The sequence below is a fragment of the Catellatospora sp. NPDC049609 genome (assembly GCF_040675365.1).
Classification (GTDB): Bacteria; Actinomycetota; Actinomycetes; order Mycobacteriales; family Micromonosporaceae; genus Catellatospora.
On record NZ_JBFAOU010000224.1, the window covers coordinates 1 to 11,212 of the forward strand.

Here is an 11,212-nt window from a genome sequence, read left to right on the forward strand (position 1 = left end):
GTCGCCGCCCTGGTCTCCGACCGCACCATCACCTGGTGAAACGCCCCGGAGCGGCCCATCACGCGACCTCAACTATTGCGCACAAGATCGTTAGAAGTACACCTCTAAGACCTGTACCTCTAAGGCTCAAGTGAGCCCGCGTCCCCTCCCAAGGCTCGCCCTGCTGCGTCCCACGGAGCACGCCGAGCCGGTCGGGCATGGTCAAGTGGTAACGAGTCGCGCCCCCAGGTCGGAACAGAGGGCGCGACTCGTCGAGACTCGCGGGGGCGGGGCCCGGCCGGGGCGAGGTCAGCCGCGGAGGGCGGCGCGGGCGGTGAAGGCGATGCTGGCCAGCAGGAAGCCGAAATTGACCACGGTGAACGCGGCAACGAACCAGATGGTCAGCGCGGGGGCGAAGGTCAGCACCAGGCCGGCCGCGAAGATCACCGCGCCGTAGTCGCGGACCAGCTTCACCAGGCGCACCGGCAGCGACCGGGAGGTGACCATGGACGCCGCGACGTCGCTGTTCGCCAGCACGCTCGTGACCAGGTTGACCATCCAGGAGCCGGCGAACAGCGCGGCCAGCCACAGCGGCGGCCGGGCCACCGCGACCAGCGCGGTGACCAGCGTGATCTGCGATGCCACGTCGCACAGGATGTCGATGCGGGCCCCGGCGACGCTGCGCTGGTCGGTCACCCGGGCGAGCTGGCCGTCCGCGCAGTCCAGCGCGTACGCCACCTGCCAGCCGACGAGTGCGAGCAGGCCGAACAGGGGCGTGATCGCGGTGGTGCCGTCCTGCGCCCGGAGCACCAGCACGGTCGAGACCGCGACGCCGATGAGCAGGTTGATCAGGGTGAGCGTGGTGGGCTTGGCGCCGGCGCGATCCGCCAGCAGCGCGAAGACCGCGCCGATGCGCTGGCTGATCGCTTCGGAGAACAGCCCGCCGCCACGGTTGACGGCGTAGAAGTCCGCGGCGGAGGGCCGCATCCGGGGCATGCTGGTGAGCACCTCAGTAGACGGCATCGGCATAGTTTGCCACTGCTTCACCTATCGCTTCCCTGGACAGCTCCAGATGTTCGAGAATCGTGTACCGGTCGGGCCGGGTGCGCGGGGCGAACTCGACCGCGTCCACGAACTGCTCATCGGAGATGCCCAGGTCGGCGGGCGTACGCGGCAGGCCGTGCCGCTTCAGGCAGGCGCTGATCTGCGCGAACCGCGCCTCGTGCACCTTGTCCACCGACGCCCGCAGGAACGTGCAGAACAGCGCGCCGACGCCGCACTGCTCGCCGTGCCCGGCGGTGCCCGGGTAGAGGATGTCGAGCGCGTGCGAGATCTCGTGGCAGCCGCCGCTGGACGGCCGCGACGTGCCGCAGATGGCCATCGCCAGCCCGCTGGAGATCAGCGCCTCGGCCAGCAGCGTGACGAACCCGTCGTCGCTGATGTCGCCCGGGTGGTTGATCACCGCTTCGGCGCCGGAGCGGGCCATCGCCACGGCCAGGCCGTCGATCGGCTCGTTGCGGACCTGGTGTGCCAGCTCCCAGTCGGCGATGGCGCTGATGTTGCTCAGCGTCTCGGCGATGCCGGCCCGGGTCGACCGGTCCGGGCCCGCCTCGACGAAGTCCAGGTCGACGACCACGGCCAGCGGGATGTGCACGCCGTAGGAGGGGCGGCCGCCGTCGTGGTCGAGGCTGGCCACGGGGGAGGCGATGCCGTCGTTGGCCAGCGTCGTCGCGACGCTGACCATCGGGATGCCGGCCCGCGTCGCCGCGTACTTCGTGGTGTCGATGGTCTTGCCGCCGCCGATGCCCACGATCGCGTCGTAGTTGCGCCCGCGCAGCCGCTGGCCCAGGTCGAGCGCCGACTCCAGGGTGCCGCCCTCGATGTTGATGAACTCGGCCCGCTGCAGGGTGGGGCCGATCAGCTCGACGATCCGCTGCCCCTGGCCGGGCCCGACCACCACCGCGACGTCGCCGCCGGCCGAGATGCGGCGGTCGGCGAGCAGCGCGGCGAGGCCGGCCACCGCGCCCCGCCGCACCTCGATGTGCAGCGGGGTCTGCACGGATCGGGTCAGTAGTGGCATGCGATCTCCCGCGCGCGGGCCAGGTCGTCGTGGTTGTCGACCTCGACCCAGTCGACGCGGCCGATGGAGGCGCCCCGGATGACCCCGCCCCGGTCGGCGAGCTCCTGGTAGCCGTCCTCGTAGAAGCGGTTCGGGTCGCGCTCGAAGGTGGCCTGCAGGCAGTCGGCCAGGGCCTGGGCGGCCTCGGGGCGGATCAGCGTGGCGCCGATGTACTCGCCGTGGGCCGTCGCCGGGTCCATCAGCTTGGTGATCTTCGCGAGCTTCCCGTCCTCGGTGAAGATCGCCTTCATCTCCTCGTCGGCCAGGTTCTTCTGGTCGTCGAGGGCGAGGATGATGCCCGCGTCGGCGTACTTCTCGTCCTGGGCGGCGGCGAGCAGGGTCTGCTCGATCGAGACCGGGTGCACGGTGTCGCCGTTGACCAGCAGGACGCCGCGGGCGAAGTGCTCGCGGGCCAGCCACAGCGAGTACGCGTTGTTCCACTCCTCGGCCTTGTCGTTGTGCACGAGGGTGAGCGTGACGCCGTACTTCTCCTCCAGCGCCGCCTGGCGGGTCTCGACCGCCTCGGCACGGTAGCCGACCACCACCACGACCTCGGTGAGCCCGACCTTCGCCAGGTTGCGCAGGGCGATGTCGAAGATCGTCGTCTCGCCGTCCACCGGCACCAGGGCCTTGGGCAGCGTGTCGGTGTACGGGCGCAGCCGGCGTCCGGCGCCCGCGGCCAGCACCATACCGATCATGGTCGCTCTCCTTCGAGGGGGTGAAGAGGGAGTTACATCGCTGGTGAAGGCTACTGCACCCGGGACACCGGCCAGTGCCCAGCACATACGCGCAGGCATAACAAGTCTTGTGAGTTGACCGGAACCTCGCCCAAGATGTCCGTACGGTGCGTTTCAATGGGGTTGCGTTCCGAAGGGGTGATTGCATATGGCTAACGCTGCGCAGGCGCATGCTGCGATGCACGTACGTGAGGCGATGAGCAAGCCGGTCCTCATGGTCGGGCCGCAGCACACGTTGCGCCAGGCGGCCCAGCTCATGGCGATGCGCCGGGTGGGCTCGGCGATCGTGATAGACCCGGACGGCGAAGGGCTCGGCATCATGACCGAGCGCGACGTCCTCAACGCCATCGGCACCGGGCTCGACCCCGACGTCGAGCAGTGCGCGAACCACATCACCTGGGACGTCGTGTACGCCGCCCCGGACTGGAGCCTCGAAGAGGCGGCCATGGCGATGGCGAGAGGCGGCTTCCGCCACCTCGTGGTGCTCGACGGCGACGACGTCCTCGGCATCATCTCGGTCCGCGACCTGATGCGCGTCTGGGCCCTCCGCCGCGCCGAAGCCGCCGCCTCGGTCTGATCCACCCCGGCCCCGCGCCGTGCCACCCGGGGTTGATCTTGCGTGAACTGTGGGTACGACACGCCCGAACGTGAACAAAAGGGCAACAGTTCGCGCAAGATCGACCGGATCTTGCGCGGAGGGGTGACGCGCCGGGGTGGTACGGGCGGGCAGCGCTGTCTCGCATTTCGGGCGCATTAGCCTGTTCCCATGACCGCCGAGCAGCTCATCTCGTTCGCCCGGGGCGCTCCGAGCCTGGACATCGTCGATGTCGAGGGGCTCAGCGCCGCGGCTGTCCGCGCCTTCGCCAACGACCCGGCCGGCCTCACGGCGTACGGCAATTCCTACGGTTACGCGCCCCTGCGCAAGTGGATCGCGGCCAAGCACGGGGTCGCCGTCGACCAGGTGCTGGTCACCAACGGCTCCCTGCAGGCCGACGCGTTCCTGTTCAACCACCTCGTCAAGCCCGGTGACCACGTCGTGGTGGAGAAGCCGACGTACGACCGGACGCTGCTGAACCTGAAGAACCTCGGCGCGGTGGTGCACCAGGTGACGCTGCACCCGGACGGTGTCGACACGGCCGAGCTGCGCGCGCTGCTGGAGTCCGGCGTGCGCCCGAAGCTCGCGCACATCATCCCGAACTACCAGAACCCCGCGGGCGTGACGCTGTCCCTGGCCAAGCGGCAGGAGCTGCTCGCGCTGGCCGAGGAGTACGGCTTCACGATCTTCGAGGACGACCCGTACGTCGACATCCGGTTCCGCGGCGACGCGCTGCCGACCATGCTGTCGATGGACACCCGGGGCATCGTCGTGCACGCCAGCTCGTTCACCAAGACCGTCTGCCCGGGCGTCCGGGTGGGCTACCTGGTCGGCGACAAGGGCCTGATCGACGCGATCGCGGGCAGGGCGACCAACCTCTACATCTCGGCGGGCCAGGTCGCGCAGGGCATCGTGTACGAGTTCTGCGTCTCGGGCGACATCGAGCGCTCGGTCGCCACGGTCAGCGCCGCGCTGGCCGAGCGCGCCTCGGTGCTGGCGGAGTCGCTGCGCAAGCGGATCGACGGCGTCTCGTTCACCGAGCCGGACGGCGGCTACTTCCTCTGGATCGAGCTGCCCGACGACGTACACGTCGACAAGCTGCTCCCGGCCGCCGCCGAGCGGGGCGTCGCGGTGGTCAAGGGATCCGACTTCCTGCTGGAGGGCGGCCACCACTCGCTTCGGCTGGCCTTCAGCGCGGTCACCGTGGACCAGGTCGACGAGGGCGTGCGCCGCCTCGCCGAGGCGATCGAAGCCGTGCGCGGTTGATTCGCCGTTTCACATATCTGACCGAGTTCTGTCGTATTTCTGACAGTTAGCGGCGGGCTGTGCGGGGTTCCCTTCGCCTGGTTACGTGGATCACAATGCGTCGGGCGCACGTCACCGGCTGAGCGCCGGCAACGCGACCACTGCGGTGGCCACGGCTGCTCACGGTGAACGGGAGCCCTGTCACGCATTGCCCCCGCCCCCAATAAGAAGGAGCGTCACCCACCCCCCACCCCGGGTGTCGTTCCGGCGCCGGGTGGACCGGAGCCGCACTCCCCCCGACCGCGGCTCACCATGGTCCACCCGGCGCCACCTTTTTGGTGCGACGCGCCCTGATCGCCGTCGCTCCGAAGCGATCTCCGCGCCGAGTAGCCTGTCTGCGGAGTCTCCGGCGGTCGGTGACCCCGCGGAGGAGGCGAGCCGTGGTTGACGACAGCCGAGACGACAACAACCGGCGGGCCTCCAACGGCGACCGGTTGACCCGCGCGTTCACCGCCCCGGCTCGGGCCGTGACCCGGCTGGTGTCCGGACTGGCCGGTGACGACGACGTGGCCTCGGTGCCGGCGCAGGGTGGGCAGCAGCGCGACGCGATCGTCGACTGCGCGCTATACCTCGACGGGATCCGCCAGCCCGCGGTGGGCGACTACCGCCAGACGCTGGCCGCGGCCCGCCGCCAGCGCGGCTCCTTCGTCTGGCTGGGCCTGCACGCTCCCGACGCGGCCCAGATGGCGGGCATCGCGGACGCGTTCGGCCTGCACGAGCTGGCCGTCGAGGACGTGGTCAGCGCGGGCCAGCGCCCCAAGCTGGAGCAGTTCGGCGACGTGCACTTCCTCGTGGTGCGCACGGCGCGGTACGTGGAGCACCAGGAGCTGACCGAGCACTCCGAGGTGATCGAGACCGGGCAGGTCATGCTCTTCATCGGGCCCGACTTCGTGATCTCCGTCCGGCACGGCACCGCCTGCCGCCTCAAGCCGGTGCGCGAGCACCTGGAGCACCGCCCGGAGCTGCTCAAGCAGGGGCCCTGGGCGGTGGCGTACGGGGTGCTCGACCACGTCGTGGACCTCTACCTGGAGGCGGCCGACGGCATCAGCACCGACGTGGACCTCATCGAGGAGAGCGTGTTCGCCCGCGACTCCAGCGGCCGGATGCAGCGCATCTACCAGCTCAAGCGGGAGCTGGTCGAGTTCAAGCGGGCGGTGCTGCCGTTGCAGCGTCCCATGCAGCTGCTGATCGGCGACACTCCCGAGGTCGGCAAGGAGCTGCGCAAGTACTTCCGCGACGTGCAGGACCACCTGGCGCGGGTGGTCGACCAGGTGGTCACCTTCGACGACCTGCTGATCTCGATCATGCAGGCGCGGCTGGCGCAGGTGACCGTCGACCAGAACAACGACATGCGCAAGGTCGCCGCCTGGGCCAGTATCGCGGCCGTCTGGACCGCCTTCGCCGGCATCTACGGCATGAATTTCACGTACATGCCCGAGCTGGAGTGGCGCTACGGCTACCCGATGATCCTGACCGTCATGGTGCTGATCTCGTTCGGCATCTATCGCGTGCTGCGCCGCTCCGGCTGGCTGTGAGCGGGCGGCGCCTTCTCCGCACGGCATGGGAAAAGGGCACCTTCTCGACGCGGTGCGCGGCAGAAGGTGCCCTTCTCGACCCTGGTCGTCACATCCGGCTGTTCTTCGAACCGGTGCCGGTCGACGAGTACTTCGACAGGTAGCTGTCGGTGGCGTCGTTGGCCGCCTCGGCCCCCTCGTCGATGCGCGACTTCATGTTGTCGCGGCCGCCCTTGAGCGACGACGAGGCGGACTGCAGCTTCTCCGCGGTCTTGTCCATGGCCTTGGTGGTGTGCTGCGTGGCCTTGTCCAGGACGGTGTCGGTCTTGTCGCCGACCTTGTCCGCCATCGCCTTGGTGTCCGAGCGCATCGACTCCAGCGCCTGGCTCGGGTCGTACTCCGACCACTGCTGCTGCCGGCGGCGCTTCATGACCAGCGCTCCGGCGATGCCGACGGCGGCGCCGGCGGCGAGCAGGCCGATCAGCATCCCCGTGTTGCCACCACGTGACACGTGGCCCCCCTTCTTCTTCGACGCCTTCGACGCCTTCGCGTGGGCCTTCTGCGTGGCCTTCATGGCGTCGACGGCGCCTTCCCGGTATGCCGCCACGAGCGGCGCCAGGGTGGTCACCGTCGAGTCCATGCCGCGGGAAGTGACGCGGCGTACGCGACCGGTGGCCGGGCCGAACGACGCCCCGACCCCGCCGGCGGCGTGTGTCGCCGCCTGCAGGAAATGGTCCCAGCTCTGGCCCATTTCCTCGCGCATGAGCTGTCCGCGCGTCTTGTGTTTGAATCCGAGCATCTCCCCCGCCCTTCCTGCACGGCGCCCCCGCACCGTCCAGCCATGACCGCCCGGACGCCGGGCGCCCGTGCGGTGGTATCGCAAGGCGCGCCGTCAGCACGAAAGCGCGCCTCGTTCATGTCCCCGAGTGCCATACTGCCTCGCCGGACGCCTGCGCACACCCGGAACGGGCACATGGGAGAATCTGTCGGTAACTGACCACCGGAAAATCAGGAGTTAGACGTGGCTGACGACGCCCGTTACGCAGTCCTGCACACCAGCGCCGGTCCCATCCGCCTGGAGCTCTACCCGAACCACGCCCCGAAGACCGTGCGCAACTTCGTGGAGCTGGCCGAGGGCACCAGGAAGGATGCGAAAGACCCGCGGACCGGTCAGCCGATCACCGGGCCGTACTACGACGGCACGCCGTTCCACCGCGTGATCGACGGCTTCATGATCCAGACCGGTGACCCGACCGGCACCGGCCGGGGCGGCCCCGGCTACACGTTCGACGACGAGTTCCACCCGGAGCTCAGCTTCGACGCGCCGTACCTGCTGGCCATGGCGAACGCCGGCCCGAAGACCAACGGGTCGCAGTTCTTCATCACCACCGGTGCGACGACCTGGCTGAACTTCAAGCACACCATCTTCGGCAAGGTCGCCGACGAGGACTCGAAGAAGGTCGTGGACGCCATCTCCAGCACGCCGGTCGACGCCGCCGACCGCCCGCGGGACGCGATCGTCATCGAGCGAATCGAGATTGAGCGCTAGTCTCGCACCCATGACGTCTCCCGCGCCCCAGGGTGGCCAGCCACCCGTACCCACGTGTTACCGCCACCCGGGTCGGGAGACCTATCTCAGCTGCACCCGTTGCTCACGGCCGATCTGCCCGGACTGCATGGTCTCGGCGTCGGTCGGGCACCAGTGCCCCGAGTGCGTGGCGGAGGGCCGGCGCACGCAGCGTCCGGCCCTCACCCACTTCGGCGGCTCCCAGGTGGGCATGCACGGGTACGTCACCAAGGCCCTGATCGGCCTCAACGTCGGGGTGTTCGCGCTGCTCACCGCGTTCTACGGGATGAGCGTGCTGACCGGCGCCGCGACGCCGGTGCACCGCTGGGGCGCCGTGCTGGGCCAGACGCTGACCACCATCGGCGGCGGCCAGTACTACATCGGCGCGGTGCCGGGCTACGGCCCGATCTTCACCGGGGTCGACGACGGGGCCTACTACCGGCTGTTCACCGCGATGTTCCTGCACTACGGCGTGATCCACCTGCTGCTGAACATGTGGGCGCTGTGGGTGCTGGGCCGCTCGCTGGAGGCCGCGCTCGGCCCCATCCGGTTCGGCGCGCTTTACCTGATCTGCGGCCTCGGCGGCAACATCGCCTGCCAGCTGCTCAGCCCGACCGACTTCGCGGCGGGCGCGTCAACGGCCATCTACGGCCTGTTCGCGGCGTACTTCTTCGTGCTGAAGCGGCTGGGCCGCGACGCCATGTCGGTGCTGCCGATCATCGCGATCAACGTGATCCTGAGCTTCTCGATCCAGGGCATCTCCTGGCAGGGCCACCTCGGTGGCCTGGTCACCGGCGCGATCTGCGGCTTCGGCCTGGCGTACGCGCCGCGGCAGAACCGGACCGCGGTGCAGGCGGGAGTGCTCGGCGGGATGCTGGCCGTGCTCGCGGTGACGTCGCTGGCGCTGAGCCTGACACGTTGACGCACCTCACGTCGAGATGTGTCAATAATGGATCGCATGAGTGACTCGCGTGACGTTGGTCACGCGCGCTCGTTGCTCCTGACATGGACGTCTTCTCGCGTACGTTCCTCCCCGCCACCGGCGAGGCCGGTATCCCCATGGCCACGGTCAGCCGGCACATGCCGATCTTCCGTCGCTGCGTCGAAGCCGGTGACGCCACCGTGCTCGTCGCGCGCGCGCTGCGCCCCGAGCGCCCGCTCGGTCGTGAGTTCCTGCTGCTGCTGACGTACCGCCGCCTGGTCATCACCCAGGAGAGCCGCATCCTGCGCCGCCTGCGGCTGCACCTGAACACCGACCTGCGCCACCTGGCGAACGTGACCTGGCACCCCGACCCGCGCCTGTCGGCGATCGAGTTCGCCGCCACCGCCGTCGACGGCATCCGCGAGCGCTTCTGGATCCACGCGGGCCACCCCAAGCAGGTCTGGCACCTGGACGCCCTGTTCAGCCACGTCTTCAAGCCCAAGCTCATCGCTCAGCGCACGGCCGGCATCAACGCCACCCCGTACGCCTCCTTCGCCGACCACCTCGTCGGCGCCTGATCGCCCCACTCCCCGGGGCCCCGCAAGATCGCGACGATCTTGCGCGAACTGTTAGGGATATGCCCGTTAAGGGCGTGTCGCACCCACAGTCCGCGCAAGATCGTCGCGTTGTTGGGGGCGGGGGTTTACGTGGTTCGTACACGGGGCGGACATGATGGCGGGGTGGTGGAGAAGGGGCTGGTGCTCGTCGTCGAGGACGAGGGGCCGATCGCGGATCTGATCCGGCTGTATCTGCAGCGGGAGGGGTACGGGGTCCAGGTCGAGTCCGACGGGGCGGCGGGGCTGGCGGCGGCGCGGCGGTTGCGGCCCGCTGCGTGTGTGCTGGACATCGCGTTGCCGTCGATGGATGGGACGGAGATCTGCCGGCGGCTGCGGGCCGAGGACTGCTGGGTGCCGATCATCTTCTTGACGGCTCGGGATGACGAGGTGGATCGGATCGTCGGGTTGGAGTTGGGGGCCGACGACTATCTGACCAAGCCGTTCAGTCCGCGGGAGCTGGTGGCCCGGGTGAAGGCGGTGCTGCGCAGGTCGGGGGGCACGCCGGAGCCGGATCGGAGCCGTGTCGTGGGGGCGGTGCGGCTGGACCCGGCGCGCCGCGAGGTGACGGTCGGCGGTGCCGCGGTGCACCTGACCAGCACGGAGTTCGATCTGCTGGCGCATCTGATGAGCCGGCCGGGGCGGGTGTACACGCGCGACGAGCTGCTCAGCACGGTGTGGGGGTACGCGGCGCACGGCGGGACCCGGACCGTGGACGTGCACGTGGCGCAGGTGCGGGCCAAGCTGGGCGACGCGGCGGGGGTCGTGCGCACGGTCCGGGGCGTGGGGTACACCGCCGATGCCTGACCGCCGGGCCGACCTGACCGTGCCGATGCGGGTGCTCGCCTCGCCCCGGCCGACGCGCAGCACCACGACGCTGACCACGCGCGCCGTGCTGGCGGGGGTGGGCGTCGCGCTGATCTCGCTGGTGGTGACCGCGCTGGTCGCGGTGCCGCTGGCCACGCGCGCCGCCGAGCAGGCCGCCCGGGAGGGGCTGGCCGCGCAGACCGAGGTGGTGGCGCAGGTGCTGCGCGCCCGCCGGGCCGCGGCGGCCGACGCCCGGCTCGTGGAGCAGCTCCGCCAGATCGACGACGGCATCGCGGCGTACCTGATCACCGGCGGGCAGCCGGACCGGCCGGGACTGCCCGACCGGCTGGTCGCCCGGATCGCCGGGGGAGAGGCGGTCAGCGAGCGTGTCGCCATGGTCGGCGGCCGCCTGTCCATGGTCGAGGGGCGGGCGCTCGGCGACGGCGACGGGATCGTGCTGGCTCGGCCCGCCGCCACCGGCATCACCCGGCAGGTGCTGCGCTACCTGTGGCTGCCGCTGCTGGCCGGGCTCGGCGCGGGCGTGCTCGCCGGGGTGCTGCTCGGCCGCCGCCTGGCCCGCCCGATCCGCAACGCGGCCACCGCCGCGGCCCGGCTCAGCTCCGGGGACCGCTCGGTGCGCCTGGCCGCGGAGCCGCCCGAGGAGGTGGAGCGCCTCGCCCAGTCGATCAACGAGCTGGCCGAGGCGCTGGCCGTCAGCGAGGGCCGCCAGCGCGAGTTCCTGCTGTCCATCTCCCACGAGCTGCGCACCCCCTTGACCACCATCAAGGGGTACGCCGAGGCGCTGTCCGACGGCGTGGTCGGCGCCGACGGCGCGCAGGGCGTCGGGCAGACCGTGCTCGCCGAGGCCGAGCGGCTGGACCGGCTCGTCGCCGACCTGCTGTCGCTGGCCCGCCTGGACGCCGCCGACTTCGCCATCCAGCCCGCCGACGTCGAGCTGGTCGCGCTGGTGCGGGCCGCCGAGCGGGCGTTCGCGCCCCGCGCCGCCCAGGCCGGGGTCCGGCTGCGCGTCGAGGTGCCCGAGCAGGAGGTCTG

The 11,212-nt window shown here is 70.4% G+C and carries 12 protein-coding genes; 8 read left to right on the forward strand and 4 right to left on the reverse strand.

The features are described 5' to 3' along the window. Window positions 1-288: 288 nt before the first annotated feature. From AB0J67_RS35645 to AB0J67_RS35655, 3 genes are read right to left on the reverse strand one after another with little or no spacing between them, the layout of a single operon-like run. Window positions 289-1,002, reverse strand: a complete 714-nt coding sequence (locus tag AB0J67_RS35645) for a CDP-alcohol phosphatidyltransferase family protein (RefSeq protein WP_363489262.1) — start codon at window positions 1,000-1,002, stop codon at window positions 289-291. Beyond that, the gene (locus AB0J67_RS35650; RefSeq protein ID WP_363489264.1) at window positions 989-2,059 is read right to left on the reverse strand and encodes an iron-containing alcohol dehydrogenase family protein; all 1,071 of its coding nucleotides are present in this window, start codon (window positions 2,057-2,059) and stop codon (window positions 989-991) included. The genes AB0J67_RS35645 and AB0J67_RS35650 overlap by 14 nt, the downstream gene beginning before the upstream one ends. After that, entirely contained in the window at window positions 2,047-2,796 is a 750-nt protein-coding gene (locus AB0J67_RS35655; RefSeq protein ID WP_363489266.1) for a phosphocholine cytidylyltransferase family protein, read from the reverse strand. Before AB0J67_RS35655 ends, AB0J67_RS35650 begins: the two co-directional genes overlap by 13 nt. 217 nt (window positions 2,797-3,013) lie before the next feature. Between AB0J67_RS35655 and AB0J67_RS35660 the strand changes: the two genes are divergently transcribed. The 3 genes from AB0J67_RS35660 to corA all read left to right on the forward strand — a co-directional run bounded on the left by AB0J67_RS35660 (window position 3,014) and on the right by corA (window position 6,270). Then, window positions 3,014-3,412, forward strand: a complete 399-nt coding sequence (locus tag AB0J67_RS35660) for a CBS domain-containing protein (protein ID WP_363489268.1) — start codon at window positions 3,014-3,016, stop codon at window positions 3,410-3,412. Window positions 3,413-3,601: 189 nt separating this feature from the next. Continuing rightward, window positions 3,602-4,696, forward strand: a complete 1,095-nt coding sequence (locus AB0J67_RS35665) for a PLP-dependent aminotransferase family protein (protein ID WP_363489270.1) — start codon at window positions 3,602-3,604, stop codon at window positions 4,694-4,696. 518 nt (window positions 4,697-5,214) lie between these two features. Beyond that, entirely contained in the window at window positions 5,215-6,270 is a 1,056-nt protein-coding gene (corA, locus tag AB0J67_RS35670) for a magnesium/cobalt transporter CorA (protein WP_363489284.1), read from the forward strand. A gap of 88 nt (window positions 6,271-6,358) precedes the next feature. Here the strand turns inward: corA and AB0J67_RS35675 are convergent, their stop codons facing one another. Continuing rightward, window positions 6,359-7,012, reverse strand: a complete 654-nt coding sequence (locus AB0J67_RS35675) for a hypothetical protein (RefSeq protein ID WP_363489272.1) — start codon at window positions 7,010-7,012, stop codon at window positions 6,359-6,361. Window positions 7,013-7,270: 258 nt separating this feature from the next. On the opposite strand from AB0J67_RS35675, the gene AB0J67_RS35680 reads away from it, so the two are divergent. The 5 genes from AB0J67_RS35680 to AB0J67_RS35700 all read left to right on the forward strand — a co-directional run. Next, on the forward strand, window positions 7,271-7,798 hold the full coding sequence (locus tag AB0J67_RS35680) for a peptidylprolyl isomerase (RefSeq protein ID WP_363489274.1): 528 nt from the start codon (window positions 7,271-7,273) through the stop codon (window positions 7,796-7,798). Window positions 7,799-7,808: 10 nt separating this feature from the next. After that, window positions 7,809-8,738, forward strand: coding sequence for a rhomboid family intramembrane serine protease (locus tag AB0J67_RS35685; RefSeq protein WP_363489276.1), 930 nt, complete (start codon window positions 7,809-7,811; stop codon window positions 8,736-8,738). A gap of 83 nt (window positions 8,739-8,821) precedes the next feature. After that, the gene (locus tag AB0J67_RS35690; protein WP_363489278.1) at window positions 8,822-9,316 is read left to right on the forward strand and encodes a hypothetical protein; all 495 of its coding nucleotides are present in this window, start codon (window positions 8,822-8,824) and stop codon (window positions 9,314-9,316) included. A gap of 162 nt (window positions 9,317-9,478) precedes the next feature. Further along, window positions 9,479-10,159, forward strand: a complete 681-nt coding sequence (locus tag AB0J67_RS35695) for a response regulator transcription factor (protein WP_363489280.1) — start codon at window positions 9,479-9,481, stop codon at window positions 10,157-10,159. Then, window positions 10,152-11,212: histidine kinase dimerization/phospho-acceptor domain-containing protein (locus tag AB0J67_RS35700; RefSeq protein ID WP_363489282.1), on the forward strand; the 1,061-nt coding region annotated here is incomplete at its 3' end. The genes AB0J67_RS35695 and AB0J67_RS35700, both read left to right, overlap by 8 nt.